This window comes from Streptomyces sp. NPDC058665, from assembly GCF_042714995.1.
GTDB lineage: Bacteria > Actinomycetota > Actinomycetes > Streptomycetales > Streptomycetaceae > Streptomyces.
This window is the reverse complement of the sequence record NZ_JBHXRX010000033.1, coordinates 1-15,930: the sequence shown is the minus strand read 5'-3', so window position 1 is coordinate 15,930 and position 15,930 is coordinate 1. Positions and strand designations below refer to the sequence as shown.

Below are 15,930 nucleotides of genomic sequence, written 5' to 3'. Positions count from 1 at the left end.
CATCTGGGCGGCACATCCAGACCGGCGTGGGTCGCCGTGGACCGCCCCGGGCCGCCGTCAGTCGAACCAGCGGTCCCGCGCCAACTCCTCGGTACGCGACGCGTCCTCCAGCAGCGCGGCCACCTCGAAGCGGCGCGGCCACTGCCCGGCCGCCCACGCCAGCCCGGCCGCGACGCCCTCCACGGTGGACGCGTGGACCGTGCCGTCCGGTGTGCGCCGCCAGTCCAGTTCCGTGCCACCCGCGAGCAGTTGCCCGTGCTCGACGTACGTGTCGGGGGTGCCCGGACCGAGCAGTACGTGGACGGACTCCGGGACCTCGTACTCCTCGCCCTCCGTCATCACCTCCGCCGTGACGCTCTCGCCGAGCCGCGCGACCTGGAGCAGCTCAGCGAGTTCGGCGGCGCGCGCGGGAGCCACCGGCAGCAGCGGCAGTCCTTCCGTCAGCGGCAGCAGATCGGGTACGTCCGCGATCACGGCGTCAGCCGCGTCCACGATCCGCACCTCGCCGTCCACCACGGCCCGCAACTCGTCAGGGAGGGTGACCTGTTCGGGATCGAGGTCGGCGATCGCCGTGTAGAGGGCGTGCAACTGACGAGCCGTCACCTCACGGTCGGGGTCGGCCAGCCGGTTCAACAGCTCGGCCGCGCCGCCCGGTTCGTCGAGAAGAGCGGCGACCGAGGTCCGTACGCCCAGCGCGCGCAGCACCTGTGCGTCCTCGAACCCGGAGGCGTCCACGGCGTCGTACAGCCCGGCCAGCAGCGGATCTCCGCCCGCCGAGCGCAGACCGGCCGGCCGCCGGCCGTCGAGCACGGGGTGGTCGCGCAGCCACCATGCGGTGTACGAGCGCACGCTCTCGGTCGTGCCGTCGGGCAGCAGCACGCGTACGGGCGCGGTCAGCGCGTCCCGCAGCGGCGGCTGCGCCAGCAGGGCGAGCGCCCGGGGCCAGGCGTCGTCGTCCACGAGGTCCAGGTCGCGTACGGCCACGATCTCGGTGGCGACCGGCGGCACCGGCGTCTCGGGCAGCCGGTCCAGCACGTCCTCGCACCAGACATCGACGGCGTCGAGCAGCCCGGCGTCGTCCGGCTCGGCGAAGTCGCCGTCGCGCGGCTCCAGTTCGTCGGGGTCCAGGACTACGTCCGTGGCGCGTACGAGGGTGAAGTTGGCCAGCACCCCGCAGGCGGCCAGGGGCTGTTCGCCCCAGCGCTCGGCCAGTTCGGCGTCGCACAGGGTGAGTTCGTCCTCGCGCATGACGGCGGCGAACGGGCTGCCGGGCAGGACGAGTTCACCGGCGGGGGCGAGTTCACCCTCCTCGTCGGGCAGGGCGAGCGCGGCCAGCCACGGCTCGTCGCCGACGTCCAGATCCGCGTCCCGCACCAGCGCGAGGACCGTCTCGGCCAACTCGTCGGCGTCCAGCGACTGTTCCTGGTCCCAGAGCTCACCGGCGTCCAGCGAGGCGGCGACCGCGGCCCGTACCTCCGGGGTCGTCAGCACGGCGCGCGGGGTCGCGGGCAGCGCGCCGAGCTTCTCCAGCAGCGGGTGGGCGGCATCCGGGTGCGCCACCTTCAGACCGAGCCTGGCCAGGTCGGCGGGTGTCTCGGCGAGCGGCAGCAGGACCCGGCGGGGGCCCACCGCCGTACGGCCGCCGACGAGCGGCACCGGCAGTCCGGACAGCCGGTCCGGGTCGACACCGGCCAGGGACTCGTAGAGCCGCCGCCACCACTCGGGGGCGCGCTCGGTGCCGCCGATGCGCTCGATGGCCTCGCCGAGCGGCAGCCGGCCCACCGTCAGGGACCGCAGCTCCGTGCGCCGTTCGAGCCCGGCGGGCAGCAATGTGGGCAGTACTTCTGCCAGTACGCGTACGGTGTCGGCGCCCGCGCCCTCCACGACCTCCGCCTCGAAGGGCCGCAGCGCGGTCAACTCCTCGCTGGGGGCGGCCGGTTCGAGGAAGGCGACACGCGGCAGCCGCTTGAGGATCGCGGCCCGCAGCACACCGTCCAGCTCGCCCTTGCCGAGCGGCCCCGGCACCAGGTCGATGGTGCCGGTGGACACCGGCAGCCAGTCGCCGAGGAGTTCGGCGTACGCGTCGGCGGCCCGCTCCACGAGGAAGTCGGTGAGCGGTCCGGGCGCGGGGTGCCGCCGGGTGGTGTCCAGCGGCAGCGAGGCGATCAACAGGGCGGGCACGCCCAGGGGTTCGTCGGTGGGTGTCGGTGCGTGCACGACGGGTGCGGTACGGGGCGGTACGGGAGCGCCCTCGCCGTCCACGGGGACGGCCCAGGTGACGGCCCAGTGGGGGCGCAGGCGCTCCTCCACTGGGCGGCCTTCGAGCAGCGCGGGCGCGGTGGCGCCGTGGTGGCTGACGACCCGCCAGCGGCTCACAGCCTCGGCCGCGCTGTCCTCGACGTGTACGTACGGGCCGTGCTCGGAGCGCCTCAACACCCGCTCGCCGTCGGGGGTTTCGACCACGATCTCGGCGAGGCCCGGCAGGGTCAGCAGCAGGGCGTCGTCGACCGCGGCGAGCAGCCGCTCCACCAGATCGAGCGCGGTCCCGTCCCGCAACGGCAGGATGACGACCGTGTCGTACCCCTCGGGGGCGCTGCCCTCGGCGGGCAGCGGCAGCCGCAGCAGCGGCACGTGCCCGTCCCTGCGGCGCAGTTCGTCGCCGAGCCCGGGGCTCGACAGGGCGGTCTCCTGGGCCAGTTCCCGCGCCTCGGCGAGCGACCACCGGACACCACCGTGCCGGCCGACGACGGCGGGTTCGTCGCTGACGGCGATGACGGCGGCGAACCCGACCCCGAAGCGCCCGACGGCGGACTCGTGCCCCTCGCGCTTGGCGGAGGCGCGCAGGGTGCTGAGGGATTCGACCCCGGTCGCGTCGAGGGCCGCACCGGTGTTGGCGGCGACGAGCACGGCGGGGCTGCCGGGCCGCAGGGTGAGCCGCAGCCGCCCCGGGACCCCCGCACGGGCGGCGGCGTCGGCGGCGTTCTGCGCCAGCTCGACGATCAGCCGGTCACGGTACCCACCGAGCGCGAGGTCCTCCTCGGCGTTGGCGTCCTCCCGGAACCGCGCGGGCCCGGCCCCCCACGAGTCCAGTACCGCACGCCGCAGCCGAGCCGTTCCGAACGGGTCGGCCCCCTCGGTCGTCGTGACGCTCACCGTCTGACTCCACTCTGTCCGTCCGCCTACCGGTCCACTACGCGGTAAGTGTGCGGGCCCGAACGTACCGCGTGTCGCGCCTCCACTGGGGTGGGGGCCTGGCCTACGCGCGACCCCGGCTGGTCAGGTGTCACCCGGATCCTCCGAATCACCGTGTTCATCCCCTCAACGGACGGATCGGCGTCTCACGTGGACTGGCGGCTCCGGACCGGTCAAGGGCCGGCCATCCTCTTGTGAGATCGACGGCGGTCAGACAGCGTCGGGCAGGTCCTTGAGCAGGTTTCTGACGCCCGGATGGGTGCCGTGCTGCTGGCACAGGGTGGTTGTCACGTGTCGCAGATGGTGGTGAACACGGTGGGAGCCGACCTGCTCGGCCAAGGCCACTGCCTGCCGTGCGGCATCGACCGCTCCGGTGATGTCGCCGGTCTGAGCGCGAGCATCGGCAAGTTCGCTGGCGAAGAGCATCCTGTCGCGAGGATAGCCGTCGGTGTCCTCGACCGTGCGGCCGCCGAGGTAAGGCTCGGCAAGGTCGGGGTGGTGAGCGGCGAGCAGGGCCCGGCCGGTCTGGGCGTCCACCGCTGAGGAGCCGAGCCACAGGCTCCACCAGGGTTCTTCACTGTCGCGGGAGGAAGCCAGGTGGGTACGGGCCCGGCCATCGGCGCGGTGTACTGCTTCGGTGTCTCCCATCTGTCCGGCCAGGGCAATTCGACGCATTTCCAGCACCGCCCGCAGGCGCGGGGTCAGGGCCTTCGGCCTGCGGTTCTCCGCGACTTCCAGGAGGGTTGAGGCCTCGTGGTACTGGCCGAGCCAGGATTCCTGGTAGGCGGCAGAGGCAAGGAGGTTGACTGTGGCGTGGTGGACACCGGGGGCGTCGGCAGCCTCGCGGGCGAGGCGCAAGCCGGTCTGGTAGACGCGTTGGGCTTGCGGATGGTGGCCGGCGTCGAACAGCATCCATCCGTAGGTCTCGGACATCTCGACGTAAGCGGTGTGCAGGCGCATGCCTTCGGCGGCACCGTAGCGGCATTGCGTGATCAGCTTGCCAAGGTTCTGCCAGATCCCGCCGGCCCACAGCAGAGTGGAGGCACTGCCCTCGCTGTCGTCCAACTCCCGGGCCTGCTGCACTGCGCGCTCGACCGTCGCTGTCAGCTGTAAGGAGACCCGGTCGCCCTCCTGGGCCGCGCGCAGTGCGGGTGCTCCGTCCATCAGCAGATCCAGTGCAGGCGCCGTGGCGACGGCTCCGGACAGCAAGATGAACGAGCGTCGCTGCATGGGGACATCTCCTTGAGTATCAAGAAGCAGTTCGGTGGCGGTCGCCTCGTAGGGACGGTCCAGGGCGCGATGACGGCGGCGTGTCCGAGGGCGGTCCCAGCCCAGACCGGCAGCCGTCAGCGGCGACCGGTGTAGTGCGACGGCACCGTCAGTACGTCGCTCCTCGTTTCCGCCGACGGCCGGTCCCCGCGCATCCACGGGTACCCCGTCTTGAGATGCAGGGGCGGAGATCCGCGCTGGGCGCGACGCTGGTTCACCCGCGCGATCAGCTGCTCTGGACTCCACCCGAGGTCGGCCAACTGTGCGCGAAGCGGATTCGACTCTGGCTTGCGGTCCACCGGCTTCCCCCTGCTGCGGGACGGTTCCTTATTGGACGTTAGCAGTCGCTCCTCACATGGCGGCAGGAGTAATCATCCGCCCCGGGTGTAGTTACACCCGGTGGTGTGGGCGAGCTGAGCGCGTGTGCCGCACCCGGTCCACCGTGCCCACCTCCCGCCCCTCTTTCTCTCCACCGGTCGAAGCGCTGTCCTTGAGGAGCCCGGCCGTTCCTTCGCCCGCACAGCCTTGCAGCGTCGATTCCGGAGCGGTCCGACGTGCCTTTCCCTGCCATGCCGTTTTTCTGGCCGCGTTCGCGCGGTCTCGACGAGAAGGGTCAACTGCTGTGAACATCATGAATCGCCTTGCCGAACTGTCCGGCGCCACCGTGACGGTGACCGGAGGGTTCGGGCTGGTGGGAAGCCGTATCGTGCACAGGCTCCGGGCTGTTGGAGCCAAACCGCTGGCCGTGGGGCGACTGGACGCCTACGGCTCAAGGATCTACTCGACCTTATTCGGCGTCTCTCCCGCCGACTCAGACGTGATTGCGGGCGACATCACCGACTTTACGCTCATGGACGACCTCATCTCGCGCAGCGACTACGTCGTCCACGCCGCAGCGCTGGCTGATGTCGCCGAGTGCACCCGTAGTCCGATGGCCGCGGTACAGGCGAACATCGCTGGAACCCAGACCGTGCTCGGGGCAGCGGCCCGGCACACGCGCACGCTCAAGCGCCTGGTCTTCGTTTCTTCGGCGAGCGTCTACGGTTTGGGGCCCACATCATCCCTCCGGACGGCGCGGTTCAGTGAGGAAGACCCGCTCGCCCCTGCGTCTGTCTATGCCAACACCAAGGTCTGGGGAGAGCATCAGACCGCTCTTATCCTGGCCGGTCAGGGCGACTCGCACGCGATCGTGCGGTACTTCTCCGTCTACGGAGAACCGCAACTGATCAAGGAGAACAGCCACTCGTGGGTGGTTGCGTGGTACGGCATGCGAGCGGTGCTCGGCCTGCCCCTGCAACTCAACGGAGGGGGCTTGCAGATCCGCGACTTCGTGCATGTGGACGACATCGCTGACGCGACGCTACTGGCTGCCTTGGCCCCTCGCGCACACCGGTCCACGATCAACATCGGCTCCGGGCGTGCCACCTCCATCCGGGAGGTCGCCGACCTCGTACGTCGTCACTGCCCCGGCAGTGCGCTCGTCCGGACGCCGATGCCGCAAGGAGACCCACTCGGCGCGTGCGCCACAACCACCCGCATGAAGGACATCTTGGGCTGGGAACCCTCCGTCAGAATCGAGGACGGCGTCCGCCAGTACGTGGAGTGGGTGCGGCGCACCCCCGAAGCGATCCCGAGATGGCTCCGGGACGAGTGCGCCTGACAACCTCACAGCACCGGGGGCCGCCCGAGACGGGTCATGGTCCACACGGTGGACCAGCGCATGGGCCGACGTGTGCCGCAGGGCGTACGCCAGCCTTCGGCGAAGCCGCCGAACCATGCCCGTACCCCAGCCGCGTCCCGAGTGCGGAGCACAGTCAGCACCGTCCACACCCCCAGGTAAAGCGGCACGAGCACGGTCGGCAGATGACGCCGGGCCAGGTAGACCCGGTTGCGGGCGTTGGTTCGGTAGAAGAAGGCGTGCCGAGCCGGCGAGGTCCTGGGGTGCTGGAGCAGCAGATGCGGCTCGTAGACGATCTTCCATCCGGCGTCCAGCGCACGCCAGGCCATGTCCGTCTCCTCGTGGGAGAAAAAGAACGAAGCCGGCCAGTCTCCGACCTGCGCCAGCATCTTCCCCGACAGTACGTGCGCCCCGCCCAGGAACGTCGTCACTGATCCACCACGCATCGGGTCACCGGCCCGCAGCCGCGGGACGTGTCGTCGCTGGGTGAGCCCCGTCTCGTCCGCGATCCGGAAACTGACGATCCCCAGACCTGGGTCCGCCTCATACATCTGTGTGATCCGCTCGAAGTCGGTTTCCGAGACCAACAGACCGTCGTCGTCCAAATCCAGCACCAGATCCATGTCCCGCAGGTGTTCCAGGGCAGCGTTCCGGCCGCCGGTCACGCCCAGATTCTCCGCGAGCTGAACGGCTTCCACCCACGACGGCAGGTCCAGATCCGACAGGGCGCACCCGTTGCCGACCACCACGGTGCGAGTCGCCGGCTTCGTCTGCGACTTGACCGAGGCCAGCAGCGCGGCCAGGTCTTTCGGCCGCGTCCCCATGGTGAGGATCGCCACACCCAGCGTCGTACCCAATTGAACCGTCCTCCCGAGGAACCAGAGATGAACTCCAGATCGCCGAAGCCTAACGGCACCGCGCTGCACGAACTCGCCACGAGCGGGAATCTGCCAGCCCACCAGTCCATGGATACAGCCACGCTCGACTGGATCGCGCACAACCGGCCGCCGTTCACCAGCGCCATGCCCCGCCTGTCACCGCAGACCACGATGCTGGTACCGGAGGCCGCGTGGTTCACGGACACGCGGCTGGCCGACTCTCTCCACGGCATCCGCCACGGGGCGCGAGTCAGTTTGTTCGCGTCAGTGATTGCCGCCGAGCACGGCCTTGACAAAGACCACGCCCTTGCCCTTCACGCAGCCGCGGCTATCCACGACTGCCGCAGGCGCAACGACTGGGCGGACCCAGGCCACGGGCAGCGCGCCGCGACCTGGTTCACCGCCAACGAGGACCTCGTCACCACCGCCCTGGGGCGCCAGCTCCCGACGGCCCCGCTCGCGCGCGCGGCGCTCGCCATCAGTCTGCACGACGTGCCGTACGAAGCGTTCACCAAGCCGCAAGAGAACGCCTACCGCCAAGGCCCGCATCTCGTCGACCTGTTGAAGGCCGCAGACGCCATGGACCGTTACCGCCTGCCGCTCACCCGCTGGTGGCCCGACCCCTCCCGGTTGCGCGTCATCGTGCCCTCCTGGCTCCATCCGCTCGCCTTCGACCTCGTCGTGCGAAGCGAGATGGCCCGGCTGGAGGGAGCCACCCAGAATCGCGCACTTGCTCACGCCCTCCAGACCCTCACTCATGGACAGTAAGGAAGCCCACCCGTGGACACAGACTGGGACGACGCCCACACCGACTACACCAGCCCCTCCACTCGCCCGGTTCCCGCCGGACTCGCCGAATCCGAAGCCGACTGGCGTCGGCGCCTGCGACAGGAGACGCCCCGCGGCTGGCTCTTGACGGGAAACGCCATGATCCAGAATCTGACCAGCGGTCGGCCGATCCAACTGATGCACACCACGAGCGCGCTGGACGCCATCCGCGCCAGCGGTCATCTGTACGCGAGCTCTGGCTGCCTGGTCGCCGCGCTCTACTGCGCTCCGCTCACCGCTGAGAGTGCCGGCCTGCGTCCGCACAACCTGGGCGCATACCTGATGGAGACCAAGCCACATACCCGAACTCTGGTCTTCGAGATCACCCCGAGCGCCCCCGTGCCGGCCAAAGGCGTGGACTACCTTCGATTAGGCGGGATCCACCTGCGCACCTACCTGCGGCACCGGAGCTTCCTCACCGGACATGAGGATTCTCGGCTCCGCCAGGCCTCCCTGGGCAGGATCCGGACCGCAGCCCCGTTCATGGACGTGCTCCTGGCCAACGCCACGGGGAAGCGGACGCCGTGTGCCGGGTTCACCGACCAGCTCTCTGTCACCATCCGGGACTTCCCCTTCTTGGGCTACCTCTACTTCGAGGTGCTCTCCGAGTACCTGATGCTCCACTCAGCCACGGCGGAGACAGAGACATACGCACAGGCCGGCGAGCTGAACAACCGTCTGTACAAGCGTCTGGCGCATATCGCCGTCAAGGGCATGAACCAGTTGTTCGACCTGTCCCGCTTCCGCCCCGGATACGACCACCTGGTCGAGCTGATCACAAGGATCGAGCCGGGTCTGGCATCCGGCGCGGCCGAGTACACGAGAGACCGTCTGTCGCACCTGTTCGCTGCTGTGTCGCTCGACCCGTCGCAGGACGCGGAAGCCTTCACCTTCCGAGGCACAGATTTCGACACGCTCGCCGTCGCCGCGCCGTCCCTGCTGGGCCAGGCTGTCTTCCGCGAGATGCGGATTCTCGATCGGTACCCCCAGCTCTACCTCGCCTTCGAGCAGGCGAAGGCCCTTGAAGCGTGGGACTACTGGAACAGCGAGGGCATCCCAACGCCCTTCAACGGCTTTCTGCCGAAGGGGGAGATAGGCGTCAATCCGGCGTACCCCGAATCCAGATGCAGGGTGTGGGTGGCGGAGGCCTGCGAGCGGGGCCTGCTTCACCCAGTCGAAGAACTGGACATCACACCCGTCCCCCGCTTGGCCGAGCTGAATATGACCGCCATGCGCAGAGACACGACGGGAAGAGCTGCCGGGCACATCCGCTCGGCGAGGGCCGACTCACCTTCGCCGTGAGCAGACTGGCCAGCGTTGGCGTCCTCCCGGAAGGGGGCGGCACCCGCACCCCAGGGGGTCCGGTCGTGCGTCCGGGGTTCAGTCGTCCAGGTCGATGACGAAGTCAACGACCGTGGTGTCCCCTCTGCGCACGATCGGATGTGCGACCTCCACAATGCGTCCGGTGTCCGCGATGTGCCGTCGCGTGTACCGCAGCACCGGGACCCCGGCACCGACGCGCAGTGTCGTGGCCTCGACCTCGGTGGGCATCGCCGCCGTGAAACTCTCAGTGACGCGGTTGACGTGGATGCCCAGGCTGCCAAGCTGCGCGCGCGTGCCACCGGGCCACGGCTCGTTGATCGGATCCGCCACGGGTGTGCCGGCGACATCGGACCAGCGCACGTAGCTGGTGGACATCTGCGTCGGCTCGTCGTTGTCGTGGAAGACGAAGTGCCGGGCGAGAAGCCGCTCGCCGGGCTCGCACTCGAACAGAGCGGCCAACTCCGCGTTGGCCTGCACCCGTTCGAAGCGCTTGTCGAGCCGGTACTCGGACCACCCGATGCCCTGGTCGCGGGTGTACGGCGTGGCCCTGGCGCCGGGCGCGGTGCGATACCGGTCGGCGGCCATGCGGTGAACGGGCGGCTGCGGCCTCACCCGCGTCCCGGCCCTCGCCTTGGACTCGATCAGCCCCTCGTTGCGGAGCAGGCTGAGCGCGTTGCGGATGGTCGTCTCCGATACGCGGTACGCCTCGCACAGCGAGGGGAGCGTAGGTAGCCGGTCGCCGGGCCCGTACTCACCGGAGGAGATGCGGCGCCGCAGGTCAGCGGCGATCCGCAGGTACTCGGGCTGTGCCACCGCCACACCACCGTCCTCAATGATCGCGTCAATCTGTACACACATACTCTCCCCTCCCGCTTGACCAGCGCCAACTCTCGCGACAATCTGAGTACAGAAAGAAGTTATCCGTACTCAGATAGCTACCGAAGCCGAGGGGTAGCCATGTCCGAATCGGGACACACCTGGAGCCTGGTCTTCAAGGGCCACCCTGCCGAGGCCGCCCGCGTCCGCGAGTGGACCAGGGGTCGTCTCACGCACGATGACGCCCCCGCCGTCGCGAACGAACTGTTCATCGCCGTCCTCGGCAGCTCGCCCGCCGGCCGCCCCGACGTCATCGAGATCACCATCTCGACCGCAGGCCGACGCGCGCGCATCACCGCCGACGGCACCTACCGCCTGCCCGTGGTCCAGACCTACGGACCGGGCGATCTCATCATCGACCGGCTGTCACAGTCGTCCGGCGTCACCGACGACGGGCACGGGCTGTGGGCCCAGTTCCACCAGGAGTTGACCTGATGCCCGACGAGACACGGACCCGGCCGGCAGGACTGGCACCGTGCCGGACAGAGGAGCAGGCCATGATCGGTGAGACACCGCCGGAAGTGGGGGCCTCGGTTCTGGACACCGCCGTTGGCAGGTTGGCCGAGTACCGAGGGATGGTCGGCGGGCTGTGGCGGTTGCGGGCGTTTCTCGGGGCGGAGGAATGGGACGCGCGTCCCGAGGATGTACGGCGGACCGAAGCCGGCCCCCACGCTAACGGCGCCGACGCCAAGCCCGAAGAGTGCGAAGAGTGCGACGCCTGGTGGTGGGCCGAGCAACTTGCCTTGGATGACGGTGCGTTGAGCGAGGCCGTCGACTGCCGCATCTACCTCGGGCGGCATCGATACGTGGCGCACGTGCCGTAACGGGCAGACAGTGGCGCCATGAACGCCTCCGCGATCGATCACCAAGCCCCGAGCCGGACGCGGGCCTAACTCCCCTCGCCCGGAGGCCCCAGCGGAAACGCGTCCGCCCCCAGTTCGTCCAGCACGTGCGGGGCCGGGCGCGGTGGGGTCGGCATGACCGCCGCCTCGGAGTGGCCGCCGCAGCCGTACGCCAGTGAGACCACCCGGCCGTCCGCCGGTGAGAACTCGTTCGCGCAGACGCCGAACGCCTGCCGCAGCGAGCCCGCCAGCGGCAGCAGGAAGCCGCAGGAGACGCAGGGCGCGGGCGCCGCCTGGGCCATGGGGGTCTTCGCGCCGAAAGCCTCGTCCCAGCGGTCGGCCGCGATGTGGAGCCCGTACCGGGACAGCACTCTGGCCCGGCGCATGCCCAGTTCCTCGGCGACCGACGCGATCGTGCCGCGGACCGTGAGCGGCGTGCCCTCCTCGGCGAGCGCCCCGCGGTCCGTCTCCTCCGCGTCCTCGGCCTCGACCAGTTCCGCCAGGGCCTGCGGAGTGACCGCGTCCGGCACCGCGGAGTTCGGCGGGGGCGTGTCCTCGCCGCTGTAGCCGGGCTCCAGGCGCAGATCCTCCGCCTGAGTCGGCAGCAGATCGCCGGGACCCATGTCCCCGGGGCGCAGCCGGTCGCTCCACGGCACCCACTCGGGGGCCTGGAGGGAGTCGGGGCCGGGCAGCAGCACCGTTTCGTCAAGCGTGACGATCTTGGCCCGGGACGCCCGGGCGACCGTCACCGCCCAGCGCCAGCCGCGGTAGCCCATCTCCTTGCATTCGAAGAGATGGGTGACCACCCGGTCACCCTCGGACACCACCGCCACATGTTCACCGACGACACCGGGCGCGGCAGCGTCCTCGGCCGCCGACCTCGCGAGGTCCACCGCCTCGGCACACAGGCGGTCGGGGGTTCGGCTTCGAGTCGTCGCAGCACTCACAGGTCTCGCTTCTCTCCTACGCCGTTTCACGGGTGCGCCGGCCGATTCACGATGTACGGGCCGAGGGCGGAGCGGACCAGAGGGCCGCATCGACGTCCACGCCCGACTTCTCCCGGGCACACCTACCGTCAACCATTCTGCGGGATGACAAAGAGGCGCGCGGCCGAGAACAACCGCCGGTGGCGCGCTACGCACGCTACCCCCTCCACCGCCCGCCGCCCACCTGCACGCCCCCTTTCCCGGAGTTCGGGCAGCCCGCGGGCGGTCCGACGCCCCGGGAAAGGGTGCGCAGCCGTCCGTGGACAGGGCACCGGAAGCGCCGTGAAATCTCGGCAAAGTAATGAGAAGAACAGCTGAAGTCCGCGCGTCAGGGACGTCACGGGCGTTCCGCCACGCGAACTGGGGGCACTATGACGGGGTGGCAGCCGTCAGGTCGTCCGAGCGCTCCGGTCCGCTCCGCAGAGTGGGGCGGACGGTCGGGCGTGCCCTGCATCTGCCGTTCACCGGCACCGCGAAGGGCATCCGCAAGGCCACGCACGCGCACGGCGCGGGCGAGTCCGGCCTCGGCAGGCTGATCGAACTGCACGCCGTGAACGGCGCGGGTGACGTCATGATCACCGTCGCCCTCGCGTCGACGGTCTTCTTCTCCGTACCGACCGACGAGGCCCGTGGCCGCGTCGCCCTCTACCTCGCCGTCACCATGGCCCCCTTCACGCTCCTGGCCCCGGTGATCGGCCCGCTCCTCGACCGCATCCCGCACGGCCGCCGGGCCGCGATGGCCGGTGCCATGCTGACCAGGGCGCTGCTCGCGCTGACCATGTCGGGCGCGGTCGCGACCGGCGGCCTGGAGCTGTATCCGGCCGCGCTGGGCGTGCTCGTCGCCTCGAAGGCGTACGGCGTCGTCCGCAGCGCCGTCGTGCCACGGCTGCTGCCACCGAACTTCCCCCTGGTCCGGGCCAATTCCCGGGTGACGCTCGCCGGCCTGCTCGCGACGGGCGCGGCGGCCCCGATCGGGGCCGGCCTCCATCAGATCGGGCCCCAGTGGCCGCTGTACGGCGCGTTCCTCATCTTCGCCGCGGGCACCTTCCTGGCGTTCACGATGCCGCCGAAGGTGGACTCCGCGAAGGGCGAGCGCAAGATGCAGCTCGTGGCACGCGGGAGCAAGAAGCGGCCGAGTCTGCGTACGGTCGGCCCGTCCGTCTTCAACGGCCTCCAGGCGAACGCGTCGCACCGCGCGCTCTCCGGCTTCCTGATCTTCTTCCTGGCGTTCCTGCTGCGCCAGCACCCGTTGGCGGGGCAGAGCGCCGCCGTCTCGCTGGCCATCGTGGGTGTCTGCGCGGGCACGGGCAACGCGATCGGTACGGCGGTGGGCGCCTGGCTCAAGGCCCGCGCGCCCGAGGTGATCATCGCGACGGTGCTGGGTCTCGCGCTCACGGCGGCGATCTTCGCGGCGGTGTTCTTCGGCGGCCTGACGATCGCGGTGCTCGCCACCACGGCCGGCTTCACCCAGGCCCTGTCGAAGCTGTCGCTGGACGCGTGCATCCAGCGGGACGTCCCGGAGGAGGTCCGTACGTCCGCTTTCGCGCGCGCCGAGACGGTGCTCCAGATGTCCTGGGTGGTGGGCGGCGCGATCGGTATCGCCCTGCCGCTCAACGGGGTGCTCGGCATGTCGGTGGCCGCCGGTCTGGTGGCGACCGGAGCGGCCTTCTCCGTACGGGGGCTGCTCGGCGCGGCCCGGCACGGCGCGCCGCACCCGCGCGCCGCCTGAGCCCGGCCGGGCGATAGCCTTCGGCCCATGACCGCTGCGTTTATCTCTGCCAGGACCCGCCGGACCGGTGTCGCGCTCGGCGCCGTCTCCGCGGGCCTGCTCGCCCTCTCTGCCTGCGACAAGCCCACGCCGCTCGCGACGGTGACGGTCGGTACGGACACCGTGCACTCCGAGGCCGTCTGCTACAACGACGGCAAGTCGCTGGGCGACGAGGCCGTGCTCAGGAGGTGCCTCAACGACACCTCGGAACGCAAGACGGTCACGGTCTCCCCCGACGAGCGCATCCACTTCGGTGTCGACCCGGAGATCGCGGACAACGGCTGGACCTTCTACGTCGAGGGCCAGCGGGCCGAGCCCCAGCCGGACAAGAACACCTTCCGCACCATCCAGGCGGGCTCGTTCTTCGCCTCGCAGACCGGCGAGCTCATCGATGCCGTGAATCTGAGCATCGTCGAGACGAGCGAGAAGGAGCGGGCCGTGACCGGGGTCTGGAACTTCGAGCTGAAGCGGGAATCCTGACCCGTCCCGGCCGGACCGGGCCCGTTCCGACGCGTCCCGGCCCGTTCTGATCGTGTCGAGGGAGGGGCGTTCGTGCGCGTACTGGTGGTGACGGCCGTTCGGGCCGAGGCCGACGCGGTCTCGGACGGGCTCGGGGCGGCCACGGAGCGCCGGCTGCCCGGCGGTTACGTGCTGGCCTCCCACTCCGGCGCGGATGTGCTGGCGGCCGGGGTCGGACCCGCAGCGGCGGCGGCCGGTACGGCGACGGCCCTCGCGGTTGCCTCTCCGTACGACCTGGTGGTCTCCGCCGGTATCGGCGGCGGCTTCCAGCCGCTCGCCCCCGTCGGCTCGCTGGTGGTGGCGGACTCGATCGTCGCCGCCGACCTGGGCGCCGAGACGCCCGAGGGGTTCCTCCCGGTGGACGAGCTGGGCTTCGGCCGCACCGTCCACCACCCGCCGCCCGAGTTCGCCGCCCGCGTCGCGGGTCTTCTGGACGCCGTCCACGCGCCCGTACTCACCGTCTCCACCGTGACCGGATCGGCGGCCCGTGCCGCCGAACTGACGGCACGTCACCCGCGCGCCGCCGCCGAGGCCATGGAGGGTTTCGGTGTCGCTGAGGCCGCGGCGGCGTACGCGGTGCCGGTGGTCGAGATCCGCGCGGTCTCCAACGCCGTTGGTCCGCGCGACCGTTCGGCCTGGCGCATCGGCCAGGCGCTGGAGTCGCTGCGGTACGCCTGCCGCCAACTCAGCCCCGTCTTCGAGAAATCGCCATGGGAGTCGCCATGAGGCACGCCGCCGTACCGCCCCTGCGGATCGCGTACTCGCCCTGTCCCAACGACACGTTCGTCTTCGACGCCTGGGCGCACGGCCGGGTGCCGGGCGCGCCCGAGCTGGACGTGACGTTCGCCGACATCGACATCACCAACGGCATGGCCGAGCGCGGCGAGCTGGACGTGCTGAAGGTGTCGTACGCCGTGCTGCCGTGGGTCCTCGACGAGTACACGCTGCTGCCGTGCGGCGGGGCGCTCGGCCGCGGCAACGGCCCGCTGGTCCTGACCCGGGGGCCGGACGCCGACCTGACCGGCGCGACCGTCGCCGTACCGTCCGAACGCTCCACCGCCTACCTGCTGTTCAGGCTGTGGGCGGCCGATGTGCTGCCGGGCGGCGTGGGCCGGATCGTGGTCATGCCCTTCAACGAGATCATGCCGGCGGTGCGCGACGGCAAGGTCGACGCGGGGCTCGTCATCCACGAGGCGCGCTTCACCTACCAGGACTACGGGCTGCACAGCCTCGCCGACATGGGCGAGCACTGGGAGTCCACGAGGGGCCTGCCGATCCCGCTGGGCGCGATCATCGCGAAGCGGAATCTGGGTGCGGACACGCTCCAGTCGCTGGCGGATTCTGCGCGTACGTCGGTCCGGATGGCGTGGGACGACCCGGAGGCGTCGCGCCCGTACGTCCGCGCGCACGCGCAGGAGATGGACCCGGCGGTGGCGGACCAGCACATCGCGCTGTACGTCAACGAGTTCACCGCGGACCTTGGCGAGGACGGCTACGCGGCGGTACGGGGCCTCCTCACGCGCGCGGCGGACGAGGGCCTGGTCCCGCCGCTCTCCCCGGACGCGCTGACCTTCGGCTGATCACCTTCGGCCGACCGGCCGAACGACCGGGTCGGTGAGGGGGAGCGGTTCGCGCGGCCGTCCGGGCGAACCGCTCCCGGCACTAGGTCCTGTCCGGTGGATCTTCGCGGATAGCCCGGGGCGTCTGGCGCGGTGCATCGCAAGGCGCCGAAGTGCCCGCAGGGTGGTTTCCTGTGGGCACTTCGGCAACG

14 protein-coding genes are annotated in these 15,930 nt (G+C 70.5%); 9 read left to right on the top strand and 5 right to left on the bottom strand.

Features of this window, described 5'->3' with window-relative positions; genetic code table 11:
* Positions 1-57 precede the first annotated feature (57 nt).
* The gene (locus tag ACFWV8_RS22065) at positions 58-3,153 is read right to left on the bottom strand and encodes a sacsin N-terminal ATP-binding-like domain-containing protein (RefSeq protein WP_384204765.1); all 3,096 of its coding nucleotides are present in this window, start codon (positions 3,151-3,153) and stop codon (positions 58-60) included.
* 249 nt (positions 3,154-3,402) lie between these two features.
* On the bottom strand, positions 3,403-4,422 hold the full coding sequence (locus ACFWV8_RS22060; RefSeq protein WP_384204762.1) for an XRE family transcriptional regulator: 1,020 nt from the start codon (positions 4,420-4,422) through the stop codon (positions 3,403-3,405).
* A 670-nt stretch (positions 4,423-5,092) separates the two neighbouring features.
* Between ACFWV8_RS22060 and ACFWV8_RS22055 the strand changes: the two genes are divergently transcribed.
* A complete protein-coding gene (locus tag ACFWV8_RS22055) occupies positions 5,093-6,121 on the top strand; it encodes an NAD-dependent epimerase/dehydratase family protein (RefSeq protein WP_384205016.1) in 1,029 nt (342 codons plus the stop codon).
* A 5-nt stretch (positions 6,122-6,126) separates the two neighbouring features.
* On the opposite strand, the gene ACFWV8_RS22050 is transcribed toward ACFWV8_RS22055, so the two are convergent.
* Entirely contained in the window at positions 6,127-6,963 is an 837-nt protein-coding gene (locus ACFWV8_RS22050) for a glycosyltransferase family 2 protein (protein ID WP_384205010.1), read from the bottom strand.
* 60 nt (positions 6,964-7,023) lie between these two features.
* Here ACFWV8_RS22050 and ACFWV8_RS22045 point away from each other — a divergent pair, with 60 nt between their 5' ends.
* Together ACFWV8_RS22045 and ACFWV8_RS22040 are read left to right on the top strand one after the other, a co-directional pair.
* Complete coding sequence (locus tag ACFWV8_RS22045; protein WP_384204759.1) at positions 7,024-7,785, top strand: hypothetical protein; 762 nt, start codon at positions 7,024-7,026, stop codon at positions 7,783-7,785.
* A 12-nt stretch (positions 7,786-7,797) separates the two neighbouring features.
* Positions 7,798-9,147, top strand: a complete 1,350-nt coding sequence (locus ACFWV8_RS22040) for a hypothetical protein (protein WP_384204756.1) — start codon at positions 7,798-7,800, stop codon at positions 9,145-9,147.
* Positions 9,148-9,225: 78 nt separating this feature from the next.
* On the opposite strand, the gene ACFWV8_RS22035 is transcribed toward ACFWV8_RS22040, so the two are convergent.
* Positions 9,226-10,026, bottom strand: coding sequence for a GntR family transcriptional regulator (locus ACFWV8_RS22035; protein ID WP_384204751.1), 801 nt, complete (start codon positions 10,024-10,026; stop codon positions 9,226-9,228).
* A gap of 99 nt (positions 10,027-10,125) precedes the next feature.
* Here ACFWV8_RS22035 and ACFWV8_RS22030 point away from each other — a divergent pair, with 99 nt between their 5' ends.
* Complete coding sequence (locus ACFWV8_RS22030) at positions 10,126-10,479, top strand: hypothetical protein (RefSeq protein WP_384204745.1); 354 nt, start codon at positions 10,126-10,128, stop codon at positions 10,477-10,479.
* 62 nt (positions 10,480-10,541) lie between these two features.
* Positions 10,542-10,868, top strand: a complete 327-nt coding sequence (locus tag ACFWV8_RS22025) for a hypothetical protein (protein ID WP_384204742.1) — start codon at positions 10,542-10,544, stop codon at positions 10,866-10,868.
* A 65-nt stretch (positions 10,869-10,933) separates the two neighbouring features.
* Here the strand turns inward: ACFWV8_RS22025 and ACFWV8_RS22020 are convergent, their stop codons facing one another.
* Positions 10,934-11,833 carry a DUF3027 domain-containing protein gene (locus ACFWV8_RS22020; protein WP_384204736.1) on the bottom strand — a complete coding sequence of 300 codons (900 nt, stop codon included), beginning with the start codon at positions 11,831-11,833 and terminating at the stop codon, positions 10,934-10,936.
* A gap of 418 nt (positions 11,834-12,251) precedes the next feature.
* Between ACFWV8_RS22020 and ACFWV8_RS22015 the strand changes: the two genes are divergently transcribed.
* From ACFWV8_RS22015 to ACFWV8_RS22000, 4 genes are all read left to right on the top strand, one after another.
* A complete protein-coding gene (locus ACFWV8_RS22015; protein WP_384204732.1) occupies positions 12,252-13,601 on the top strand; it encodes an MFS transporter in 1,350 nt (449 codons plus the stop codon).
* Positions 13,602-13,628: 27 nt separating this feature from the next.
* Complete coding sequence (locus tag ACFWV8_RS22010) at positions 13,629-14,120, top strand: DUF2771 domain-containing protein (protein WP_384204727.1); 492 nt, start codon at positions 13,629-13,631, stop codon at positions 14,118-14,120.
* 72 nt (positions 14,121-14,192) lie between these two features.
* Positions 14,193-14,885 (top strand): futalosine hydrolase, encoded by a 693-nt coding sequence (locus tag ACFWV8_RS22005; protein WP_384204724.1) that lies wholly within the window; start codon positions 14,193-14,195, stop codon positions 14,883-14,885.
* A complete protein-coding gene (locus ACFWV8_RS22000; RefSeq protein WP_384204721.1) occupies positions 14,870-15,739 on the top strand; it encodes a 1,4-dihydroxy-6-naphthoate synthase in 870 nt (289 codons plus the stop codon). Before ACFWV8_RS22005 ends, ACFWV8_RS22000 begins: the two co-directional genes overlap by 16 nt.
* Positions 15,740-15,930 lie beyond the last annotated feature (191 nt).